The organism is Paraburkholderia sp. PAMB 6770 (assembly GCF_057748135.1).
Genome location: NZ_CM173239.1, coordinates 213,815 through 235,515 on the forward strand (window position 1 = coordinate 213,815; position 21,701 = coordinate 235,515).

General features: G+C 64.9%; 18 protein-coding genes, 1 tRNA gene and 1 pseudogene. 14 read left to right on the plus strand and 6 right to left on the minus strand.

Features of this window, described 5'->3' with window-relative positions:
* Positions 1 to 111: 111 nt before the first annotated feature.
* Positions 112 to 1,461, plus strand: a complete 1,350-nt coding sequence (locus AC3AP7_RS18500; RefSeq protein WP_487364042.1) for an NAD(P)/FAD-dependent oxidoreductase — start codon at positions 112 to 114, stop codon at positions 1,459 to 1,461.
* 84 nt (positions 1,462 to 1,545) lie between these two features.
* Complete coding sequence (locus AC3AP7_RS18505) at positions 1,546 to 2,418, plus strand: dienelactone hydrolase family protein (protein ID WP_487364043.1); 873 nt, start codon at positions 1,546 to 1,548, stop codon at positions 2,416 to 2,418.
* A 24-nt stretch (positions 2,419 to 2,442) separates the two neighbouring features.
* Here the strand turns inward: AC3AP7_RS18505 and AC3AP7_RS18510 are convergent, their stop codons facing one another.
* Entirely contained in the window at positions 2,443 to 3,312 is an 870-nt protein-coding gene (locus tag AC3AP7_RS18510; RefSeq protein ID WP_487364044.1) for a sulfurtransferase, read from the minus strand.
* A gap of 110 nt (positions 3,313 to 3,422) precedes the next feature.
* Positions 3,423 to 4,529 carry an aromatic ring-hydroxylating oxygenase subunit alpha gene (locus AC3AP7_RS18515; protein WP_487364045.1) on the minus strand — a complete coding sequence of 369 codons (1,107 nt, stop codon included), beginning with the start codon at positions 4,527 to 4,529 and terminating at the stop codon, positions 3,423 to 3,425.
* A 287-nt stretch (positions 4,530 to 4,816) separates the two neighbouring features.
* On the opposite strand from AC3AP7_RS18515, the gene AC3AP7_RS18520 reads away from it, so the two are divergent.
* From AC3AP7_RS18520 to folE2, 4 genes are all read left to right on the plus strand, one after another.
* Positions 4,817 to 5,125 carry an exodeoxyribonuclease VII small subunit gene (locus AC3AP7_RS18520; RefSeq protein ID WP_487364046.1) on the plus strand — a complete coding sequence of 103 codons (309 nt, stop codon included), beginning with the start codon at positions 4,817 to 4,819 and terminating at the stop codon, positions 5,123 to 5,125.
* Positions 5,122 to 6,003: a polyprenyl synthetase family protein gene (locus tag AC3AP7_RS18525; protein WP_487364047.1), complete on the plus strand. Its 882-nt coding sequence runs from the start codon at positions 5,122 to 5,124 to the stop codon at positions 6,001 to 6,003. The genes AC3AP7_RS18520 and AC3AP7_RS18525 overlap by 4 nt, the downstream gene beginning before the upstream one ends.
* A gap of 84 nt (positions 6,004 to 6,087) precedes the next feature.
* Positions 6,088 to 7,995 carry a 1-deoxy-D-xylulose-5-phosphate synthase gene (gene dxs, locus AC3AP7_RS18530; protein ID WP_487364048.1) on the plus strand — a complete coding sequence of 636 codons (1,908 nt, stop codon included), beginning with the start codon at positions 6,088 to 6,090 and terminating at the stop codon, positions 7,993 to 7,995.
* A gap of 148 nt (positions 7,996 to 8,143) precedes the next feature.
* Positions 8,144 to 8,953 (plus strand): GTP cyclohydrolase FolE2, encoded by an 810-nt coding sequence (gene folE2, locus AC3AP7_RS18535; protein ID WP_487364049.1) that lies wholly within the window; start codon positions 8,144 to 8,146, stop codon positions 8,951 to 8,953.
* A 122-nt stretch (positions 8,954 to 9,075) separates the two neighbouring features.
* Here folE2 and tsaD read toward each other — a convergent pair whose 3' ends face one another.
* A complete protein-coding gene (tsaD, locus tag AC3AP7_RS18540; RefSeq protein WP_487364050.1) occupies positions 9,076 to 10,101 on the minus strand; it encodes a tRNA (adenosine(37)-N6)-threonylcarbamoyltransferase complex transferase subunit TsaD in 1,026 nt (341 codons plus the stop codon).
* A gap of 177 nt (positions 10,102 to 10,278) precedes the next feature.
* Between tsaD and AC3AP7_RS18545 the strand changes: the two genes are divergently transcribed.
* The 8 genes from AC3AP7_RS18545 to AC3AP7_RS18580 all read left to right on the plus strand — a co-directional run bounded on the left by AC3AP7_RS18545 (position 10,279) and on the right by AC3AP7_RS18580 (position 19,019).
* The gene (locus AC3AP7_RS18545; RefSeq protein WP_487364051.1) at positions 10,279 to 11,493 is read left to right on the plus strand and encodes a BaiN/RdsA family NAD(P)/FAD-dependent oxidoreductase; all 1,215 of its coding nucleotides are present in this window, start codon (positions 10,279 to 10,281) and stop codon (positions 11,491 to 11,493) included.
* A 68-nt stretch (positions 11,494 to 11,561) separates the two neighbouring features.
* Positions 11,562 to 11,774, plus strand: coding sequence for a 30S ribosomal protein S21 (gene rpsU, locus AC3AP7_RS18550; RefSeq protein WP_487364052.1), 213 nt, complete (start codon positions 11,562 to 11,564; stop codon positions 11,772 to 11,774).
* Positions 11,775 to 11,999: 225 nt separating this feature from the next.
* Entirely contained in the window at positions 12,000 to 12,446 is a 447-nt protein-coding gene (locus tag AC3AP7_RS18555; RefSeq protein WP_487364053.1) for a GatB/YqeY domain-containing protein, read from the plus strand.
* A 78-nt stretch (positions 12,447 to 12,524) separates the two neighbouring features.
* A complete protein-coding gene (gene dnaG / locus AC3AP7_RS18560; RefSeq protein ID WP_487364054.1) occupies positions 12,525 to 14,390 on the plus strand; it encodes a DNA primase in 1,866 nt (621 codons plus the stop codon).
* 80 nt (positions 14,391 to 14,470) lie between these two features.
* Entirely contained in the window at positions 14,471 to 16,864 is a 2,394-nt protein-coding gene (rpoD, locus tag AC3AP7_RS18565; protein WP_487364055.1) for an RNA polymerase sigma factor RpoD, read from the plus strand.
* 142 nt (positions 16,865 to 17,006) lie between these two features.
* Positions 17,007 to 17,094 (plus strand) — tRNA-Ile (locus AC3AP7_RS18570).
* A 173-nt stretch (positions 17,095 to 17,267) separates the two neighbouring features.
* Positions 17,268 to 18,500, plus strand: a complete 1,233-nt coding sequence (locus tag AC3AP7_RS18575; RefSeq protein WP_487364056.1) for a tyrosine-type recombinase/integrase — start codon at positions 17,268 to 17,270, stop codon at positions 18,498 to 18,500.
* 228 nt (positions 18,501 to 18,728) lie between these two features.
* Complete coding sequence (locus tag AC3AP7_RS18580) at positions 18,729 to 19,019, plus strand: DUF6538 domain-containing protein (RefSeq protein ID WP_487364057.1); 291 nt, start codon at positions 18,729 to 18,731, stop codon at positions 19,017 to 19,019.
* On the opposite strand, the gene AC3AP7_RS18585 is transcribed toward AC3AP7_RS18580, so the two are convergent.
* The 3 genes and pseudogenes from AC3AP7_RS18585 to egtB form a co-directional block, all read right to left on the minus strand.
* Complete coding sequence (locus AC3AP7_RS18585) at positions 19,000 to 19,362, minus strand: DUF7673 family protein (RefSeq protein WP_487364058.1); 363 nt, start codon at positions 19,360 to 19,362, stop codon at positions 19,000 to 19,002. The two genes, AC3AP7_RS18580 and AC3AP7_RS18585, sit on opposite strands and share 20 nt — an antisense overlap.
* Before the next feature lie 114 nt (positions 19,363 to 19,476).
* Complete coding sequence (gene egtD / locus AC3AP7_RS18590; RefSeq protein WP_487364930.1) at positions 19,477 to 20,466, minus strand: L-histidine N(alpha)-methyltransferase; 990 nt, start codon at positions 20,464 to 20,466, stop codon at positions 19,477 to 19,479.
* Positions 20,446 to 21,696: pseudogene (gene egtB / locus AC3AP7_RS18595) on the minus strand (ergothioneine biosynthesis protein EgtB); the annotation flags it as partial. The gene egtD and the pseudogene egtB, both read right to left, overlap by 21 nt.
* Positions 21,697 to 21,701: the final 5 nt, after the last annotated feature.

The following is a 21,701-nucleotide window of genomic DNA, read 5'->3' on the forward strand; positions in this document are numbered from 1 at the left end:
CCGGCTTGTGTGAACCGGCATACCTCGCGGACAATCTTCATCGGACAGCACGCGCACGCGCTGCGCCTGCTGTCGCGACGCGCAACCGATCGGCACATACGGAGAACAGCGATGCATCGTTTTATCGTCGTGGGGGGAGGTGCGGGAGGACTGGAGCTGGCGTCGCGTCTGGGCGACCGCTATGGTCCGAAGAGACGTCGCGGCGGCGTGCGGGCACAGGTCACGCTCGTCGACCGTAATCCGACGCATATCTGGAAGCCGCTGCTTCATGAAGTCGCCGCGGGCAGCATGGACCCGTTCACGCAGGAGTTGCCGTACGCGGCCCAGGCGCGCTGGCACGGCTTCGAGTTTCAGCAGGGCGAGCTCATCGCGCTCGACCGGGCGGCGCGGCGCGTCACGCTAGGCCCGGTGATCGACGACGACGGCGCGGAGCTGATTCCGGCGCGCACGCTCGAATACGACACGCTCGTCATAGCGATTGGCAGTACGACACATTTTTTTGGCGTACCGGGTGCGCAGGAACATTCGATTGCGCTCGACACGGTTGCGCAGGCCGAGCGCTTTCGCAAGCGTCTGATCGCCGCCTGCATGCGCGCGGAGTATCACGCGCCGGTGCCGGCGGACGGCGCGGCGAGCGCGGCCGGTGCGACCGGGCCGCGCGTCCAGGTGGCCATCGTCGGCGGCGGCGCGACGGGGGTCGAGCTGTCGGCGGAACTGCGCAACACCGCGCAGGTGTTGTCCGCTTACGGGCTGCACAAGCTCGATCCGCGCCACGACGTCGGCATCGTGCTGATCGAGGCCGGGCCGCGCATCCTGCCTGCGCTGCAGGAGCGCGTGTCGACCGCGACCGCTGAGCTGCTCGTCAAGCTCGGCGTGAACGTGATGACGGGCGAAACCGTCGCGCAGGTCGAACCCGGCATCGTGCGGACCGCGAGCGGCAAGACGCTGCGGGCGGATCTGACGGTGTGGGCGGCGGGCATCAAGGCGCCGGCGGTGCTGGCCGGGCTCGATGGCTTGCCGGTGAACCGGCTGGGGCAACTGGTCGTGCGCCCGACGCTACAGACCGAAATCGACGACAACGTCTTTGCGCTGGGCGACTGCGCGGCCTGCGCGTGGCCGGGCACCGAACGCAATGTGCCGCCGCGCGCGCAAGCCGCTCATCAGCAGGCGAGCTTTCTGCTCAAGGCCCTGGGCGCGCGACTCGAAAACCGGGCGTTGCCGGTGTTCACCTATCGCGATTTCGGCTCGCTCGTGTCGCTGGGCCATTTCAGCGCGGTCGGCAACCTGATGGGCGGGGTGATCGGCGGCAACATGCTGATCGACGGACTCTTCGCCCGCTTCATGTACATGTCGCTGTACCGGCTGCATATCGCCGCGCTGCACGGCTACGCGAGAATGGTGCTCGACACCTTCGCGCACTGGCTGCGGCGCACCACGCTGCCGCGCGTGAAGCTCCACTGAGTCCGGCCAGTCGGCGTATGCTGTCGCTTCGCGCAACGCGTGCGGCGCGTCGCCGCCCGGCTGCCTTTCGTCAAGGAGTCCCGCATGCTCAAGCCTGAAGTGGACAGTCTTGTTCCGCACGTTCCTTTCGACCGGCGCACGTTCATCAAGGCGGCGCTCGGCAGCGGGTTCGCGGCCGCGGTGCTGCCGGTGTCCGCGCAAACCATTCACACCGACAGCGAGGGGCTCGAAGCCGGCGAGATCGCCGTGCATTCCGGCGGGACACTGGTGCCGGCCTATCGCGCGCAGCCGCTCGGCAAGACGCATTTGCCGGTGATCATCGTCGTGCATGAGATTTTTGGCGTGCACGAGCATATTGCCGACGTGTGCCGGCGCTTCGCGAAACTCGGCTACCTCGCGATCGCGCCTGACCTGTTCGTGCGCGAAGGCGACCCGTCCGTGTATCCGACGATCCAGCAGATCAACGATCAGATTGCGAGCAAGGTGCCGGACGAGCAGGTGATGGCGGACCTCGACGCCACGGTGGCATGGGCGGGCGCCCACGGCGGCGACCTGAACCGGCTCGGCGTCAACGGCTTCTGCTGGGGCGGGCGGATTGCATGGCTGTATGCAGAGCACAATCCGCGTCTGAAGGCGGTGGTCGCGTGGTACGGCCGGGTGGAGGGCGCGCATACGCCGTTGATGCCGGCCAACCCGATCGACCGGGTCGCCGACCTGCACGCGCCGGTGCTCGGGCTATACGGGCTGCAGGACAAGAGCATTCCGCAGGACACGCTTGCTGCGATGAAACAGGCGGTCGCGGGCGGGCCGCAGATCGCGCGCGGCTCGCAATTCGTGGTCTACGACGACGCGGGCCATGCGTTCTTCGCCGATTATCGGCCGAGCTACCGCAAGGCCGACGCGCAGGACGGCTGGCGCCGCGCGCTCGCGTGGTTCAGGGCGCACGGCGTCGAATGACCGGGCGGTGCCGCGAGCGATACGTCACGGGTTCGGGCCCGTGGCAACCGGTCGCGCGGAGTCCGCACTCCACTCGCTCCACGATCCCGGATAGAGCACCGCGCCGTGCAGTCCGGCGACTTCCATCGCGAGTGCGTTCACGCATGCGGTGACGCCCGAGCCGCATTGCAGCACCACGTGCTCCGGGGCGGTGTGGCCGAGCAGCGCGGCAAATTCGTCGCGCAGCGTGTGGGCCGGCTTGAAGCGGCCGTCCGCGCCGAGGTTGTCCTTGAACCAGCGGTTCAGCGCGCCGGGGATGTGCCCGCCGACGCGGTCCAGCGTTTCGTTCTCGCCGCGGTAGCGGTCGGCGGCGCGCGCGTCCACGACGATCCGCTCGCCGGTGGCGAGGTTGCGCGCGACGGCTTGCGTGTCGACGGTGGCGACGAGCGGCGCCGCGGCCTTGAAGTCGCCGGGCGCGGATGCCGGCACGGTCTGCGTCAACGCCTCGCCGGCGGTTTCCCAGGCCTGCAGGCCGCCGTCGAGCAGCGCGACGGAGTCGTGGCCGAGCCAGCGCAGCAGCCACCAGACGCGCGCCGCGTACATGCCGCCCTGGGCGTCGTACGCGACGACCTGCTGCCCCTGTTTCAGGCCGCGCGCGGCCAGCGCCGCGACCAGCGCGGCACGCTCGGGAAGCGGGTGGCGGCCGTTCGAGCCGGTTTTCGCGCCCGACAGATCGCGGTCCAGATGCAGATAATGCGCGCCGGGCAGATGCCCTGCCGCATAGGCTTTTTCGCCGGCTCCGGTGTCGGCGAGGTCGAACCGGCAGTCGATCACGAACACGCTGCCGGGCGCGGCGGCGAGCCGCCCGGCGAGGTTCGCGGCGGAGATCAGCGTGGTGTAGTGGGTGTGCGGCATGACAGCTCCTCGTGCAACGCGACTCGATGAATCGATGTTGTTAGTCTAAACAAAAAAGACGGGCGCAAGCCCGTCTTCCTGTTATGCCGCCGGCCAGTGCGGCCGGCCGATCAGACCGCGCCGAGTTCGCGGCGCAGGAACTCGTGGAAGTGCTGCATGCCGTCTTCCATCGGGCTCTGGTAGGGGCCGACCTGCGATTCGCCGCGCTCCATCAGCACGCGGCGGCCGGCATCCATGCGTTCGGCGATTTCGTCGTCCTCGCGCGCCGTTTCCATATAGGCGGCGCGCTCCGCCTCGACGAATTCGCGCTCGAACAGCGCGATTTCCTCAGGGTAGTAGAACTCGACCACGTTGGTGGTTTTTTGCGGCCCGCGCGGAATGAGCCAGGACACGATGAGCACATGCGGATACCACTCGATCATGACGTTCGGGTAGTACACCATCCAGATCGCGCCGAACTCCGGCTCCCGGCCGCCGCGAAAGCGCAGCACCGCGTCGTGCCAGCGGCGGTAGGTCGGGCTGCCGGGCTGCGCGAGCGCCTTGTGCACGCCGACCGTCTGCACGCTGTACCAGTCGCCGAATTCCCATGCGAGCTGCTCGCAGTCGACGAAATTGCCGAGCCCCGGATGGAACGGCACGACGTGGTAATCCTCCAGATAGACCTCGATGAAGGTCTTCCAGTTGTAGTTGCACTCGTGGACCTCGACGTGATCGTACACGTAGCCCGAGAAGTCGAAGTGCTGGCGCACGCCGAGCTGGCCCAGGTCGCGCGCGATGTCGCGCCCGCCCGCCTCGAACAGCATGCCCTGCCAGTTCTGCAGCGGCGTGGCGCCGAGGTTCAGGCACGGGTTGTCCGCGAAGTGCGGCGCGCCGAGCAGCTGGCCGTTCAGGTCGTAGGTCCAGCGGTGCAGCGGGCAGACGATGTTCTGCGTCTGCCCGCGGCCGTTCAGCATGATGGCCTGGCGGTGGCGGCAGACGTTCGACAGCAGTTCGACCTGCGACTGCTGGTTGCGTACGAGCACGCGGCCCTCGCGTTCGCTCGGCAACGCAAAGTAATTCCCCGCTTCGGGCACCATCAGTTCGTGCCCGATGTAGCGTGGACCTTTCTTGAAAAGGGTTTCGAGTTCGCGCTGCAAGAGCGCTTCGTCAAAGTAAGCCGTGACTGGCAGCTGGCTGTGGATCGACCGCAGCTGCAATGCATTGCTCAGATTGGACATTCCCACTCCCGATGAAGACGTGAAAGCAGTGAACAACCCAACCATCGAAGATTCGATTTAGGGAGCCGGCGATTATACCCCTTTCCCCACCCTTGGGGCGCTTAAGTGTCTGATTTGTGTCAAAAATATTCGTGGATTCCGTTGTTTTGGCGCCTTATCGGGCATTTTTCTTTCTGTCAGGCTTCGATCGGAGGTAAGGAAAGAAGGCCGTGTGCAAGGCGCGTACCGAATCGAACTTGTCGCTTTTGCCGTAGAATGTCCGACTTGTTTTAATTTTGCGACCACCCATGGCGAAGACCGCATCCAGGGACCCCGCTGCACCGCCGGCACAGGACGCCGAAGGCGCGCCGCTGCCCGAGAACTACGAAGCGGCGCTGGCCGAGCTCGAAGGGCTCGTCGAGCGGATGGAGGCCGGCAGCCTGAATCTGGAGGCGTCGCTGTCGGCTTACCGGCGCGGCGCGGCGCTCGTGGCGTTCTGCCAGCAGCAGCTCGAAAAGGTCGAGCAGCAGGTGCGGGTGCTCGACGGCGAAACGCTCAAGCCGTTGTCGATGGGTGGCGCGGCCTCAGCCGCTGCCGATAGCGGGGACGATCTATGACTTTCGAACAATGGACGCGCTCGGTGGCCGAGCGCGTCGAAACGGCGCTGGAACACTATCTGCCGGGCCCGGCCGTCGAGCCGGCCGCCCTGCACGAGGCGATGCGCTATGCGGTGCTCGGCGGCGGCAAGCGGGTTCGGCCGCTGCTGTGCCACGCGGCGGGCGAACTGACGGGCGCGCGGGCCGAATGCCTCGACGCCGCCGCGGCGGCGCTCGAAATGATCCACGTGTACTCGCTCGTGCACGACGACATGCCGTGCATGGACGACGACGCGCTGCGGCGCGGCAAGCCCACGGTGCACGTCAAGTATGATGAACCCACCGCGCTGCTGGTCGGCGACGCGCTGCAGTCGCAGGCTTTCATCACGCTGACGGACGCGGTGCTCGCGCCCGCGCAACAGGCCGCGCTCACGCGCGAACTGGCGGTGGCGAGCGGCTCGGTCGGCATGGCAGGCGGTCAGGCGATCGATCTGGCGAGCGTCGGCCACACGCTGACGCGCCCGCAGCTGGAGACGATGCACCGGATGAAGACCGGCGCGCTGCTGCGCGCGGCCGTGCGCATGGGCGCGCTGGCCGGCGAGGCGCCCAGCGCGCAGGCGATGGGCGCGCTCGACGCGTACGCCGCCGCGGTGGGCCTCGCGTTCCAGGTCGTCGACGACATCCTCGACGTGACGACCGACTCCGCCACCCTCGGCAAAACCGCGGGCAAGGACGCGAAAGACGGCAAGCCGACCTATGTGTCGATAATCGGTCTCGACGCGTCGCGCGCGCTCGCGGCGCAGCTGCGCGCCGACGCGCACGCTGCCCTTGCGCCGTTTGGCGCCCGCGCCCGGCGTCTGGCAGAACTGGCCGACCTGGTAGTCAACCGGGTCAGCTGAACGCGACAGCCCGCCAGCGCCCATCCGTCATACGGATGGGTGAAAGAAGTGTGGGCGCGTAAGTTTTCCTACAATGGAACGACGATGTACGACTTGCTGAAAACCATCGACGACCCGGCCGACCTGCGCCGCCTCGATCGCCGTCAACTGCAGCCGCTCGCAGACGAGCTGCGCGCGTTCGTGCTCGACAGCGTGTCGCAGACGGGCGGGCACCTGTCGTCCAATCTCGGCACGGTCGAGTTGACGATCGCGCTGCACTACGTGTTCGATACGCCGCGCGACCGGATCGTCTGGGACGTCGGCCATCAGACCTATCCGCACAAGATCCTGACCGGCCGCCGCGACCAGATGCACACGCTGCGCCAGTTCGGCGGCATCTCGGGCTTTCCGCGCCGCGACGAATCGGAGTACGACACGTTCGGCACCGCGCATTCGAGCACCTCGATCTCCGCCGCGCTCGGCATGGCGGTCGCCGCGAAGCAGCAGGGCGGCAACCGCATGGCGATCGCGGTGATCGGCGACGGCGCGATGACCGCCGGCATGGCGTTCGAGGCGATGAACAATGCGGGCGTCGAGGAAGACGTGCCGTTGCTCGTGATCCTGAACGACAACGACATGTCGATCTCGCCGCCGGTGGGCGCGCTAAACCGGCATCTGGCGCGCCTGATGTCGGGCCGCTTTTACGCGGCTGCGCGCGCGGGCGTCGAGCGCGTGCTGCGCGTCGCGCCGCCGGTGCTCGATCTCGCCCGCAAGCTCGAAGAGCACGCGAAGGGCATGATCGTGCCGGCCACGCTGTTCGAGGAGTTCGGCTTCAACTACATCGGCCCGATCGACGGCCACGATCTCGATTCGCTGATCCCGACGCTGCAGAACATCAAGGAGCTGCGCGGTCCGCAGTTCCTGCACGTCGTGACGAAGAAGGGACAAGGCTACAAGCTTGCCGAGGCCGATCCCGTGCTGTACCACGGTCCCGGCAAGTTCAATCCGGCCGAGGGCATCAAGCCGTCGAGCGCGCCGGGCAAGAAGACCTACACGCAGGTGTTCGGCGAGTGGCTGTGCGACGCGGCGGAGCTGGATGCGCGCGTGATCGGCGTCACGCCGGCGATGCGCGAGGGCTCGGGGCTCGTCGAGTTCGAGAAGCGCTTCCCCGACCGCTATTTCGACGTCGGCATCGCCGAGCAGCACGCGGTGACGTTCGCCGCGGGCCTCGCGACCGAAGGACTGAAGCCGGTCGTGGCGATCTATTCGACCTTCCTGCAGCGCGCATACGACCAGCTGATCCACGACGTCGCGCTGCAGAACCTGCCGGTGGTGTTCGCGATCGACCGCGCGGGTCTCGTCGGCGCGGACGGCGCGACGCACGCGGGCGCATACGATCTCGCGTTCCTGCGCTGCATTCCGAACATGACGGTGATGGCGGCATCGGACGAAAACGAGTGCCGTCAGATGCTCTACACGGCGCTGCAGCAGCCGAACCCGACCGCGGTGCGTTATCCGCGCGGCGCGGGCACCGGGGTGGCGACCGTCAAGCAGATGGCCGCGCTGCCGCTCGGCAAGGGCGAAATCCGTCGCGAAAGCGCGCAGCCCGCGGGCAAGCGCATCGCGATTCTCGCGTTCGGCACGATGGTCGCGCCGTCGCTCGCCGCCGCCGAGCAACTGGATGCGACGGTCGCGAACATGCGCTTCGTGAAGCCGCTCGACGTCGAGCTGGTGCGCGAACTCGCGCAGACGCACGACTATCTCGTCACGGTCGAAGAGGGCTGCGTGATGGGCGGCGCGGGCTCCGCCTGCGTCGAAGCCCTGCTCGCCAGTGGGGTTATGCGACCCGTACTACAATTGGGCCTCCCCGATCGCTTCATCGATCATGGGGATCCGGCCAGGTTGCTCGCCGAATGCGGCCTGGACAGCGCGGGTATTGCCCGATCGATCCGCGAACGTTTCCTCGATCACGCGAGCGGCGCAGCCGGGAAGTCCGTCAAGCGCGTCGCCTGAGCGGCGCGCGCCGCGGATTGGGCGGTGCGCTCGCGGCCGATGCCATTTCCAGATTGAAACGGCGGGCGATGGCCCGTCATGCAACGCCGGCCGACGCCGGCGTTTGTCGTTGCGCGTGCTGTTTCGCGCGGCCAGTGAGGACAAGAACATGAACCAGATGAACCCGGCCTTCGTGATGCCGGATGTGCAGAGCACCGTCGACACGCGCCAGATTCCGATCCAGCGGGTCGGCGTGAAGGGCGTGCGCCATCCGCTGACGGTGCGCACGGAAGACGGCGGCGCGCAGCCGACGATCGGCACGTGGAATCTCGACGTGCGCCTGCCGGCCGACCAGAAGGGCACGCACATGTCGCGCTTCGTCGCGCTGCTCGAAGAGCGCGATACGCCGCTCGATCCGGCGAGCTTTCGCACGATGCTCGTCGCGATGCTGGAGAAGCTCGAAGCCGACGCGGGGCGCATCGAGGTGTCGTTTCCGTACTTCGTGAACAAGACGGCGCCGGTGTCGGGCGTGCAGAGCCTGCTCGACTACGAGGTGACGCTGGCCGGGGAGATTCGCGACGGCGTCGCGCGCACGTTCCTGACCGTGCTGGTGCCGGTCACGAGCCTGTGTCCGTGCTCGAAGAAGATCTCGCAGTACGGCGCGCACAACCAGCGTTCGCACGTGACGATCCGGGCGGAGCTCGCGGCAGACGTGCCCGTCGAGGCGCTGATCCGCATCGCGGAGGAAGAGGCGTCGTGCGAGCTGTGGGGACTGCTGAAGCGGCCGGACGAGAAGTTCGTCACGGAGCGCGCGTACGAGAACCCGAAGTTCGTCGAGGACCTGGTGCGCGACGTCGCGCAGCGGCTGAATGCGGATGAGCGCGTCGTCGCGTATGTGCTCGAAGCCGAGAACTTCGAATCGATTCACAATCACAGCGCCTACGCGCTGATCGAGCACGACAAGCGCCTGCACGGTTGATCGCGGCCGCGCGTGCGGTGCAGGCGCGGTGCAGGTCACGTGCTGGCTGAAAGCCGTCCTGCGGGGCGGCTTTTTGTTGCGCGCTCAACGAGCGCGTGATCGCATGATGTGCGCGTGGCGTCTCAGCGCGCGAGCGTGGCGAGATCCCAGCGCGGCTTGACCGTGAACGCGTAATCGCGCGTGGCCTGCTGCGGCCAGCGCGCGAGGCGCAGTGCGCCGGCGAGCGCGATCATCGCGCCATTGTCCGTGCACAGCGACAGGTCGGGATAGTGGACGTCGAAGCCGCGCTTGCGGGCGGCCGCCGACAGCGTTTCGCGCAACTGACGGTTCGCGCCGACGCCGCCCGCGACCACGAGGCGCCTGAGCTTCGTGCGTTTGAGCGCGGCGAGCGACTTCGCGGCCAGTACGTCGACGGCTGCGTCGACGAAGCCGCGCGCAATGTCCGCCTTGCCCTGCTCGCAGAGGTTCGTGCCCACGCGCTTGACCTGCGTGAGCACCGCCGTTTTCAGACCGCTGAAGCTGAAATCGAGGTCGCCCGAATGCAGCATCGGCCGCGGCAGTTCGACCGCGCCAGGGATGCCGAACTCCGCGAGCCGCGATACCTCCGGGCCGCCCGGATAGCCGAGGCCGAGCAGTTTTGCCGTTTTGTCGAAGGCTTCGCCGGCAGCGTCGTCGAGCGTCTCGCCGAGCGTTTCGTATTCGCCGACGTCCGTCACGCGCATCAGTTGCGTGTGGCCGCCCGACACGAGCAGCGCGACGAACGGAAACGGCGGCGGCGCGTCGACCAGCAGCGGCGACAGCAAATGCCCTTCGAGATGATGGATGCCGATGGTGGGCTTGTCCCACGCCATCGCCAGCGCGTTTGCGATGCTTGCGCCCACCAGCAGCGCGCCGGCGAGGCCCGGGCCTTGCGTGTAGGCGAGCGCGTCGATGTCGCGGCGCGCGGCGCCGCTTTGTGCGAGCACTTCTTCGAGCAGCGGCAGCGTGCGCCGGATGTGGTCGCGCGACGCCAGCTCCGGCACGACCCCGCCGTACTCCCGGTGCATCGCGATCTGCGAATGCAGTGCGTGCGCGAGCAGGCCGCGCTCCGTGTCGTAGAGCGCGAGGCCGGTTTCGTCGCAGGAGCTTTCGAGGCCGAGTACAAGCATGGTTCGGGTGCGGGCGGGTTCGGTTCCGGGTTGGGGCGCCCGATCCGGGGCTTCGGATTCGGGGCTTCGGATGTGTGCCTGATGCGGCCGGGGCGCGCCGCATCAGGCCGATCAGACCGGGGAAGCAAGCTTTCAAGTATAGCAGCGCGGACCAGGGCCGCAGGTACAATGCGCGCCATGGAATCCTTCGATATCGCGGTGATCGGCGCAGGCGCGGCCGGCATGATGTGCGCGGCGGTGGCCGCCCGCAAGGGCCGGCGCGTCGTGCTGATCGATCACGCGGCCCGCCTCGCCGAAAAAATCCGCATCTCCGGCGGCGGACGTTGCAACTTCACGAATCTGAACGCCGGACCCGCCAACTATCTGTCGGCAAACCCGCATTTCTGCCGCTCGGCGCTTGCGCGCTACACGCCGCGCGACTTTCTCGCGCTGCTGCGCGCACATCGCGTGACGTGGCACGAGAAGCACAAGGGGCAGCTGTTCTGCGACCAGTCGAGCGATGCGATCATCGACGTGCTGAAGCGCGAATGCGACGCGGGCGGCGTCGCGTGGCGTCGCCCGCTGGACGTCGCGCAGGTGCGGCACGGCGCGGCCGGCTTCATGCTCGACACCGGCGCCGGAGCGATCGGTGCGAACGCACTGGTCGTCGCGACCGGCGGCCTGTCGATTCCGAAAATCGGCGCAACGGACTTCGCGTACCGGCTCGCGAAGCAGTTCGGCCACAGGCTGATCGACACGCGGCCGGCACTCGTGCCGCTCACGTTCGCCGCGGCCGACTGGGCGCCGTTTGCCGCGCTCTCGGGCGTGTCGCTGGAAGTCGGCATCGCGACCGGCGAGCGCAAGCGCGGCGCGCATTTCGACGAAGACCTGCTGTTCACGCACCGCGGACTCTCGGGGCCGGGCGTGCTGCAGATTTCGAGCTACTGGCAGCCCGGCGAGGCGGTGCGCATCGACCTTCTGCCGCAGCGCGACGCGGCCGGCGGGCTGCTCGAAGCCAAAGCGGGGTCGAAGCGCCAGATCGCCAACCTGCTGGCCGACTGGGTGCCGGCGCGGCTCGCGCACGCCTGGCTGGACACGCACCGGATTCCGGCCGACGCCCGCGTCGCCGATCTGCCGGACCGGCTGCTGCGCCAGGTCGGCGAAGCGCTGTCCGGCTGGACCATCACGCCGACCGGCACCGAGGGCTACCGCAAGGCCGAAGTGACGCGCGGCGGCGTCGATACCCGCGAGCTGTCGTCGGCGTCGATGATGAGCGCGCGCGTGCCGGGGCTCTATTTCATCGGCGAGGCGCTCGACGTGACCGGCTGGCTCGGCGGCTATAATTTCCAGTGGGCGTGGGCCTCGGGCGTCGCGGCCGGCGAGGCTTGTGCGGAGTACGTCCGGGGGGCTTGACGTGGCCGTGTCGTTGTGAGAAAGCTCTGCTATACTGCCCAACCTTTACAAAGCTCCGTTATTGCAAAATGACGATCATCCGCGTAAAAGAAAACGAGCCCTTTGAAGTCGCGATGCGCCGCTTCAAGCGCACGATCGAGAAGAACGGCCTGCTGACCGAACTTCGCGCGCGTGAGTTTTACGAGAAACCGACGGCGGAGCGCAAGCGCAAGAAGGCATCGGCGGTCAAGCGCCACTTCAAACGTCTGCGCAGCCAGATGCTGCCCAAAAAACTGTACTGAATCCCGGCGCCGCGGCGGTGTGGGCCAAAGCGGCGGCGCGTGGCCGGTGGCGTCTGTCCGCCGCATCCCGCGGACATTCTCGCCGCACAAGGCCTCCCCGGTCAGGCCGCACCCAGGCCGAGAACCCGCGCCGACCCGCTTGTGGATCCAGTCCCAAGCGGGTTTTTGCGTTGCCGTGGTACGTCTGATCGGGCATTTTTACCTTTCCATGCAATCAGGTGTGCAATGAGTCTCAAAGACCAGATCAACGACGACATGAAGGCTGCGATGCGCGCGCGCGATACCGGCCGGCTCGCTACCGTGCGCCTGCTGCTGGCGGCAATCAAGCAGCGTGAAGTCGACGAGCGCGTGACGCTCGACGACGCTGCCGTGACGGCGGTCATCGACAAGATGATCAAGCAGCGCAAGGACTCCATCAGCCAGTTCGAGGCAGCCGGGCGTACCGATCTGGTCGACCAGGAGAATGCCGAACTCAAGGTGCTGGCCGCGTATATGCCGGAGCCGCTCACGCAAGCCGAACTGGCGGCCGAGGTGGCTGCCGCGGTCGCGCAGACCGGCGCCGCCGGCCCGCAGGACATGGGCAAGGTGATGGCCGTGCTCAAGCCGAAGCTGGCCGGCCGCGCGGACATGACGGCGGTGTCGGCGCTCGTGAAGGCCGCCCTTGCCCGCTAGGCGCAGCGCTTTCCGGCGCGCGGGCCGCCTGCGGGCGGGCCGCGCGGATTCCCCGCTTCCATCGTTGCGCCGCCGATCGTGATTCCGCATGCGTTCCTGCAGGATCTGCTGAACCGCGTCGATATCGTCGACGTGGTGGGGCGATACGTGCAGCTGAAAAAGGGCGGCGCGAATTTCATGGGGCTCTGTCCGTTTCACAACGAAAAGAGCCCTTCGTTCACGGTTAGTCCGACTAAGCAGTTCTATCACTGCTTCGGCTGCGGCGCGCATGGCACCGCCATCGGTTTTCTGATGGAGCATGCCGGCCTCACGTTTCCGGAGGCCGTCAACGAACTCGCGCAATCGGTGGGCCTGACGGTGCCGCACGAGCCGTCGCATCTGCCGGGCGGCGCGGGCGGCGGTTATCCGCAGGCGGCGTCCCGGGCGGTGACCACCGCGTTGTCCGACGTGATGCAGACCGCCTGCGACTTTTACCGCAAGGCGCTGCGCGGCGCGCCCGACGCAATTGCCTACCTGAAGAAGCGCGGCCTGACCGGACCGGTCGCCGCCCACTTCGGGATGGGCTATGCGCCGGACGGCTGGCAGAACCTCGAAGCGGCGTTCCCCAATTATCGGGACGACGCGCTGGTCGAGGCGGGGCTGGTGATCGTCAGCGAAAAGGCTGATACGCAAGGTCAGAATCGCCGCTACGACCGCTTCCGCGAGCGGATCATGTTCCCGATCCGCAACGTGAAGGGGCAGGTGATCGGCTTCGGCGGCCGCGTGCTGGACGGCGGCGAGCCCAAGTATTTGAATTCGCCCGAAACACCCCTATTTAACAAGGGCAGCGAGCTGTACGGGCTGTTCGAGGCGCGGCTCGCGATCCGCGAACAGGGCTACGTGCTGGTGGTCGAAGGCTACATGGATGTGGTCGCGCTCGCGCAACTGGGCTTTCGCAACGCGGTGGCCACGCTAGGCACGGCCTGCACGCCGGTGCATGTGCAGAAGCTGCTGCGCCAGACCGACACGGTCATTTTCAGCTTCGACGGCGACGGCGCCGGTCGCCGCGCGGCCCGGCGCGCGCTGGACGCGTGCCTGCCGCACGCGGCGGACAACCGGACGATCCGTTTCCTGTTCCTGCCGCCGGAGCACGATCCCGACAGCTACGTGCGCGAATTCGGCGCCGAGGCATTTGGGGAACAGGTGGCGCGTGCGCTGCCGCTGTCGCAGTTCATGCTGAACGAGGTGCTGGCCGGCAAGGAGCTGGATCAGCCCGAAGGCCGCGCGCGCGCGCTGTTCGACGCGAAGCCGCTGCTGCAGGCGCTGCCGGCCAACGCGCTGCGCGCGCAGATCATGCACATGTTCGCGGACCGGCTCGACGTGCCGTTCGACGAAGTCGCCGCGCTGTGCGAGGTCGATGCGCGGATCGCCGCGGCGGCACGGGCCGCGCCGGCCCGCAAGGATCGCCGCAGCGTGACCGGGATCGAGGAGAAGACGCTGCGCAACCTGGTGATGTATCCGCGCATCGCGGCCACGCTCGACGAGGCGTCCGAGCAGGCGCTGCTGACCATCGCCCGCCACGGCGAGCTGTTCGAGGAAGTCACGGTGCATGCACGGGCGCTCGGCGATGCGGCAGAATTCCAGTTGCTGTCGGACCTCTTACGAAATGGTGAGAACGCCCCGACGTTCGAGGAAATCTTTCGCAAAATTCTGGACTATGATGAAAACGTTCGGGATTTGTTGCTGAAGGATCCGTCGGATCCGGCCGTCATCGAGCAGCGGCGCGAGCAGGAACGCATCGTCGCCGAGGAGTTGAAGGCAGCGCTCCTGAAGATGCAGTACGACTCGTGCTGCGAGCGGCTCGAGCAGCTTTCCAGGCAGTCGAGGCACTCCGCGGAAGATTTTGCGGAGCTGGCGCAGCTTAACCAGCAGCGGGCCGAGATGAAGCGTCAGCTCGGCCTCTGACCGGGAGGGAGGGAGCCAAAGTGCTATAATGTAAGGTTTTCAGCGGTTTGTTTTCCAGGCAAGGGCGAAAGGCGATTGCAATGGCAAAGACTACAGGCGGAAAGAAAGCGACTGGCATGGGCTCCGTGGAGCCGACCGGCAAGGTCACCGAGGTGAAGTCCGCTTCTTCCGTCAAAAGAGGGTCAGCCGGAACCGCTGAAACGTCTGCCGGGAAGAAATCCTCGACTACTTCCGCCGCACAGGCGGCGACGGTGAGGGCGGCGCGAGCCGTACAGCCTGTCATGAAGCGGCCGAGTGACGGAAGCGCAAGGGAAGCGGCTGCCGCGCAGGACAATGCGGTAGCGCGTGAGACTCCAGTATCCACGGTTCTACCGGCTGTTGTCCAGCAGCCGCGAGTCGAGACTACAGCCGGTACGGCGAACTCCATGACGAAAAAGCTGAACGAAGTACCCGTCGATGACGACGCAACCCCGGGCGACGACACTGCTGCTGCTGCTGCTGCACCGGGCAAGGGCGAAAAGGCCAAGGCACGCGACCGCCGCGCGAAGGAGAAAGCGCTGCTGAAAGACGCGTTCGCGTCCAGTCAGCCGGGCACCGCCGAGGAACTGGAAGAGCGGCGCTCGAAACTGCGGGCGCTGATCAAGCTCGGCAAGGAGCGGGGCTTTCTCACGTACGCTGAAATCAACGACCACCTTCCGGACAATTTCGCCGAGACCGAGGCGATCGAAGGGATCATCAGCACGTTTAACGACATGGGCGTCGCGGTCTACGAGCAGGCGCCCGATGCCGAGACGCTGCTGCTGAACGACAATGCGCCGGCCGCGTCGTCGGATGACGAGGTCGAAGAGGAAGCGGAAGTCGCGCTGTCCACCGTCGACTCCGAATTCGGCCGCACGACCGATCCGGTGCGGATGTACATGCGCGAGATGGGCACGGTCGAGCTGCTCACGCGCGAGGGCGAAATCGAGATCGCGAAGCGTATCGAAGACGGCCTGAAGCACATGGTGATGGCGATCTCCGCCTGCCCGACCACGATTGCGGACATCCTCGCGATGGCGGAGCGCGTCGCGAACGACGAGATTCGCGTCGACGAGCTCGTCGACGGCCTGATCGATCCGAACGCGGAAGACGCCGACGGCTTTTCCGCGCAGGAAGCCGAGGAGATCGAGAACGAAGAAGGCGACGTCGAGGACGAAGAGGAAGAGGAAGAAGAGGACGACGACGGCGCCGCCCAGGCAACCGCGAATGCGGCCCAGCTCGAGGCGCTCAAGCGCGCGTCGCTGGAGAAGTTCGCGCTCATCAGCGAGTGGTTCGACAAGATGCGCCGCGCGTTCGAGAAGGAGGGCTACAAGTCGAAGTCCTACCTGAAGGCGCAGGAAACGATCCAGAACGAGCTGATGTCGATCCGCTTCACGGCGCGCACCGTCGAGCGTCTGTGCGACACGCTGCGCGCGCAGGTCGACGAGGTGCGCCAGGTCGAGCGGCAGATCCTGCACACGGTGGTCGACAAGTGCGGGATGCCGCGTGCCGAGTTCATCGCGCGCTTCCCGGGCAGCGAGACGGATCTCGAATGGGCCGACAAGATCGTTGCGGAGAGCCATCCGTACAGCGCGATCCTGTCGCGCAACATCCCGGCGATCCGCGAGCAGCAGCAGCGGTTGCTCGACCTGCAGGCGCGCGTCGTGCTGCCGCTGAAGGACCTGAAGGAAACCAACCGCCAGATGGCGGCGGGCGAACTGAAGGCGCGCCAGGCAAAGCGCGAGATGACCGAGGCGAACCTGCGCCTCGTGATTTCGATTGCGAAGAAGTACACGAACCGCGGGCTGCAGTTCCTCGACCTGATCCAGGAGGGCAACATCGGCCTGATGAAGGCGGTCGACAAGTTCGAATACCGGCGCGGCTACAAGTTTTCGACGTACGCGACGTGGTGGATCCGCCAGGCCATCACGCGCTCGATCGCGGACCAGGCGCGGACGATCCGGATTCCGGTTCACATGATCGAGACGATCAACAAGATGAACCGGATTTCGCGGCAGATCCTGCAGGAAACCGGTCTTGAGCCGGATCCGGCCACGCTCGCCGAAAAGATGGAGATGCCGGAAGACAAGATCCGCAAGATCATGAAGATCGCGAAGGAGCCGATCTCGATGGAAACGCCGATCGGCGACGACGACGATTCGCATCTGGGCGACTTCATCGAAGACACGAACACGGTGGCGCCGGCCGATGCGGCGCTGCACGCGAGCATGCGCGACGTCGTGAAGGATGTGCTCGATTCGCTCACGCCGCGTGAAGCGAAGGTGCTGCGCATGCGCTTCGGCATCGAGATGAGCACGGACCATACGCTCGAAGAGGTGGGCAAGCAGTTCGACGTGACCCGCGAACGGATTCGCCAGATCGAAGCGAAGGCGCTGCGCAAGCTGCGTCACCCGAGCCGCTCGGACAAGCTGAAGTCATTCCTCGAGGGCAATTGACCGGCGGACGTTTGCGTCGCCCGTGCACAAGGGGCTTTCGGACCGTTTTGCTGCGACAGCAGGGTCCCGAAGGCCCCTTTTTCGTGTACCATGTCGGCCAATCGACAGACAGGCCCGGCCTTCATACCGGGTCTTTTCATTTGGGCCGGACGCCGTGCTGGTTGCAGGCAGCGGACTCATAATCCGCCTCCGAAAGGACATCGTGGGTTCGACTCCCACCCGGCCCACCATTCGCTGTTCCAGCAAGATCCCGGGTGTTCCGTACAAACCTCCCCAACCCTTGCTGTACAGGCATTTCAAGCCTTCGCGCTTCCCGGAAACTCCCGCGGCATCCATTGACATCCTCGAATTGTTGGGGGTAGTTTTGGGGGTATCCTGTCCTCGGAATGAGGAGATACCCCCAATGGCTCTTTCCGACGCTGCAATCCGCAAGGCCAAGGCTGGCGCTAAGCCTACGAAGCTATCCGATGGCGGCGGTCTCTTTTTGTTGCTGAACCCGAACGGTTCACGTCTTTGGCGGTTGAAGTACCGCTTTTCGGGTAAGGAAAAGCTCCTTGCTTTTGGCGCCTATCCGGATGTGTCGTTAAAGGACGCGCGTGAACAGCGCGATGACGCACGCAGACAACTCGCTGCCGGATATGATCCAGGCCAGGCTAGGAAGGCTCAGAAGACTGCGGCAGCAGATCGGGCGGCCAACAGCTTCGAGGTCGTGGCACGCGAATGGTTTGAGCTTACAAAAGAGAAGTGGGAAAGTGAATATGCGAGCCTGGTTCTCCATCGGCTCGAGCGCGACATGTTCCCGTGGCTTGGCGGTCGTCCGATTGCGGAGATTACGCCTCTGGAGTTGCTGACGGTTTTGCGACGGATCGAACAACGTGGTGCGATCGATCTTACGCATCGTGCGTTGCAGAAATGCGGCCAGATTTTCAGGTATGCGGTGGTCACCGGCCGGGCCATACACGACCCAACCACCGATCTGCGCGACGCCCTCAAACCTGCGCAGAAGCGGCATCACGCATCGATCCAGGATCCCAAGGCGGTGGGGCAGTTGATGCGCGTGATTCGGGACTACATGGGCGCGTTCGAGACGCGGTGTGCATTGCTGCTTGGCATTTTGACGTTTGTCCGCCCAGGAGAATTAAGAAAGGCGGAGTGGTCGGAGTTTGACTGTGAGCAGGCTGAATGGCGGATTCCTGCGTCTCGAATGAAGATGAAGGAACAACACATTGTTCCTCTTGCCACGCAGTCGCTTGCAGTTCTGAAGGAGCTACATTCAGCGACGGGGCATGGGCGCTATCTATTTCCAAGTATCAGAACGAGCGCGCGACCGATGAGCGAGAACACGGTCAATGCGGCTCTCCGTAGACTCGGATACACGCGTGAGGAGATGACCGGTCATGGTTTTCGAAGCACGGCTTCGACCTTGTTGAATGAACTGGGATGGCCTTCCGATGCTATTGAGCGACAGTTATCGCACGGCGAGCGAGATGAGGTGCGCGGAGCTTATAACTTTGCTGAATACCTGGCAGTACGCAGAAAGATGATGCAGGCTTGGGCTGATCATCTTGATGCGTTGGAACGCGGCGCAAGGGTTGTTCGAACACAGTTCCCAAGAGCGAGTTCGCCTCGGCTATAGTCCGCCGCCGACTGCATATGAATTCATGTCGTTGACGTGAGCAGGTCATTTGTATGGGGCGCAGGTGGTAAGAGGTTTAAATCCTCTCGCCCCGACCAAGGATTAAGGCCCGGAAAGCCAGGCCAGTAAAGGGAATCCCAATACTGGCAAGACTTTCCGGGCTTTGTCTTTTTCGGCATCGTCAATCTACCTTGTCAATTCGCGTGTCAAAATACGCGGATGGATGACATGACGACACTGCCCCCTGGACTGGAACCGCATTCCCAAAGCGGTATCTATCAACTCCGTATCGGCATCCCCAAGCACCTTCAGCACCTGTTCCCTCGCACGAGGGGCGGCAAGCTGGCGACCGATGCTTACAGAGCCAGCCTCAAGACGCGCAACCGTGCTGAAGCAATCACCATTGCACACCGGCTGATAGCCGGTACCGGATGTTCTGATAGGACGATTCCGTGCCTGGGCTCTCTCCCCGTGGCATTGCCACGGGGAGCTGCGTCAATTAGTCGGATGAGTCAATGAGACCCCAGTCGATCGCCAGTTGCTCGAAGCGTTTTGCACCAAGGGCGAAATAATGCTCGACGCTGTGCGAGCAGGCCAGGGTGTCCATTTTAAGAACGCGAAGTACGTCTTCAAAGCATTCGCGATCGAGCATGCGCAGATCGGTGAGCTGAAACGGGAAGCGCTTCGGGTCGTACAGGCCGAGCAAAAACAGCGCTGCGACGTAACTGGGGCCGCCGTCCTCGTGGGCGATTGCAGACAGTCGGCGTAGGGCGGGGACCCCGTCGTCGAGGAGATTCTGGTTGGGCTGGTTGTCGTGCAGGATCTTGCTGAGAAATTCCTGGAAGGGGTTGTGGGTCGACATGTGATGGCTCCGGTTGGTTGTCGTGGCACATCGTTATGTCGAACACCGGCTTGTAAATATCTCCTGGCACGCTTGCGGCCGAAGCCGCTGAAATGAAACAAGCCGCCGCGATTGTCACTGCGCCGAAGCTTCGAGCAGAAAAATTCCAAACCGAGGCGCGGTACTTACCCACGATCGTGTTACTTGCCATCGAGCCGATCTTGCGAGTTTTTCAAAGGAGTCGGTGGTGTATTTGTGCGAATTCTCGGTGTGTATACGTTCGCCAGCTTCGAAATGGATGTCGCGATTCAGCACGCGAACCATCTGCTTCTTCAAGCTGACCAGATGCATCTCGATCCGTTTCAGATCGTCGTTCCAGATAGCCGCATGAGCGAATGCGTCGAGCCTGAAATTTGCGCCCAGCTCGCGATTGATGCGACTCAGCAGGTTGAGATTGAATCGTGCTGTAACCCCGCCTGCATCGTTGTATGCGGACAGGAGCGTCGGCGTATCCTTGACCATGTCGACGCCAACGATGAGCTTCGCCCGATTGCCCAGGAGTTTCTTCGCCGTTCGCAGGAAGAAGATTGCCTCGATCGGCTCGAAATTTCCGATTGTCGATCCCGGGAAGAATCCGACTACGGAATCGTTCCCGAGCAAGTCGGGCAGCCCCATGTCGCGAGTGAAGTCGCCCGCGACCGGTCGGACGTCCAGCGCCGGATAAGCGTCGGTGATGCGCTGCAGAGCCTCTTCCAGTGCCGCCGTACTGATATCGATCGGTACATAGGTGCGGATCTGTGGGACGGTGTCGAGGATGACCTGTGTCTTTGCGCTCGCACCGCTCCCGAATTCCACCAGGGTGGCGTGATCCGGAAACTCCGAGGCGAGCTGCGCGGCAATCTCCTTGAGTAATGCGGTTTCCGCTCGAGTCGGGTAATACTCAGGTGTTGCACAGATCGCTTCGAACAGCGCCGACCCCTGGGCATCATAGAAATACTTGGGAGACAGCGATTTTGCCGGGCGCGACAGGCCTTCAAGTACGTCACGCTCGAACGTGTCCGTGTCGGACGACGAATCGTTATTCCTGTCGCCATCGACGGGGGTGATATCCCTCGCGAGACGCACGCCCGAGAACATCCAGCGTTGCTCGGGCCGGAAGAAATTGCGGTAACTCGCGCGCGTATGCCCGTGGGGAGTCGAGAATGCACCGCCACGCAATACCATTTGTCCGCTCATGAACTTGCCGTTGTATTCGCCGGTTGCGTCTGCGGTGGGTCTGAACCCTGGATAGGGCGCGTAGGCGCTGCCAGTCCATTGCCATGCGACGTCGTTAGCCTGTTCGAGCAGGCCCGCCCCAGCCGAGATCTCCCATTCAGCCTCGGTCGGCAGACGCGCGCCCGCCCAGGTTGCAAAGGCTGCAGCCTCGTAATAGCTGACGTGTATGACGGGCGCGTCGAGATCCAGAGGATTGAGACCGCGCAGCGTGATTTCGGTCCAGCCCTCCCCAGCGGACGAACGCCGCCAGTAGAGCGGCGCATCCCAGCCTTCGGCGCGAACACGGTCCCAGCCGTCGGATAGCCAGTTGCTAGCTATCGTATATCCGCCATCGTTCATGAATCGCAGCCAGTCCCGGTTCGTGACCAGCCGGTCGCTGATTTCGAACGGTTCTAACCAGGTCCGGTGGTGTGGCCGTTCGTTGTCGAAAGCGAATGGCGATGCCGCGTCTCCAACCGAGACCAGCCCCCCGTCGTGCCTGCGGAATTTGCCTGCCCGACCGGCTTCGGGTCGTGACCAGTCGGGACGGTAGGCGGGATGGAGCGGTGACTGCGAGAACAGATGCAGGATGTCCATCAGGAGCAGTTCCTGGTGCTGCTCCTCATGCGCGAGGCCGAGCCGGACGAGTGGTTCAATGCCGTTCAATGTCGCGACCGGTAGCGTGCCGAGCAGTTCCTCGACGTGTTGGTCGACGTAATGCCGGTAATCTGCGACCCGCGAGCTGCTGGGGCGGCTCAGCAGACCGCGTTGCGGACGAGGATGGCGAGGACCCAGCGACTCGTAGTACGAGTTGAAGAGGAACGAGAAATCCGGATCGAACGGCGTATAGCCGGGCAGATTCTGTTCGAGCACGAAGGTTTCCCAGAACCATGTCGTGTGGGCCAGATGCCACTTCGTCGGGCTGGCATCTGGCATCGACTGAATGGCCTGGTCTTCATCGCTCAGCGGAGCCACCAGTGCTTCGGTACGCGCACGAACGAGGCGATAGTGTTCGAGCAGGACTCTTCCGGGCAAAGCTCGGATGGAGGGTGAAGCACCACTGGGCAGCAAGTCGTGGGAGTGATCGACAGGGTTCTTCATTATTT

Coding starts and splice junctions, on each gene's coding strand:
- tsaD (WP_487364050.1), bottom strand. CDS start 10,101: ATGCTTGTACTCGGCCTCGAAAGCTCCTGCGACGAAACCGGCCTCGCG.
- dxs (WP_487364048.1), top strand. CDS start 6,088: ATGTACGACTTGCTGAAAACCATCGACGACCCGGCCGACCTGCGCCGC.
- AC3AP7_RS18510 (WP_487364044.1), bottom strand. CDS start 3,312: ATGCCGCACACCCACTACACCACGCTGATCTCCGCCGCGAACCTCGCC.
- rpsU (WP_487364052.1), top strand. CDS start 11,562: ATGACGATCATCCGCGTAAAAGAAAACGAGCCCTTTGAAGTCGCGATG.
- AC3AP7_RS18520 (WP_487364046.1), top strand. CDS start 4,817: ATGGCGAAGACCGCATCCAGGGACCCCGCTGCACCGCCGGCACAGGAC.
- folE2 (WP_487364049.1), top strand. CDS start 8,144: ATGAACCAGATGAACCCGGCCTTCGTGATGCCGGATGTGCAGAGCACC.
- AC3AP7_RS18555 (WP_487364053.1), top strand. CDS start 12,000: ATGAGTCTCAAAGACCAGATCAACGACGACATGAAGGCTGCGATGCGC.
- rpoD (WP_487364055.1), top strand. CDS start 14,471: ATGGCAAAGACTACAGGCGGAAAGAAAGCGACTGGCATGGGCTCCGTG.
- AC3AP7_RS18585 (WP_487364058.1), bottom strand. CDS start 19,362: ATGTCGACCCACAACCCCTTCCAGGAATTTCTCAGCAAGATCCTGCAC.
- AC3AP7_RS18505 (WP_487364043.1), top strand. CDS start 1,546: ATGCTCAAGCCTGAAGTGGACAGTCTTGTTCCGCACGTTCCTTTCGAC.
- AC3AP7_RS18580 (WP_487364057.1), top strand. CDS start 18,729: ATGACGACACTGCCCCCTGGACTGGAACCGCATTCCCAAAGCGGTATC.
- AC3AP7_RS18575 (WP_487364056.1), top strand. CDS start 17,268: ATGGCTCTTTCCGACGCTGCAATCCGCAAGGCCAAGGCTGGCGCTAAG.
- AC3AP7_RS18545 (WP_487364051.1), top strand. CDS start 10,279: ATGGAATCCTTCGATATCGCGGTGATCGGCGCAGGCGCGGCCGGCATG.
- AC3AP7_RS18500 (WP_487364042.1), top strand. CDS start 112: ATGCATCGTTTTATCGTCGTGGGGGGAGGTGCGGGAGGACTGGAGCTG.
- AC3AP7_RS18525 (WP_487364047.1), top strand. CDS start 5,122: ATGACTTTCGAACAATGGACGCGCTCGGTGGCCGAGCGCGTCGAAACG.
- AC3AP7_RS18515 (WP_487364045.1), bottom strand. CDS start 4,529: ATGTCCAATCTGAGCAATGCATTGCAGCTGCGGTCGATCCACAGCCAG.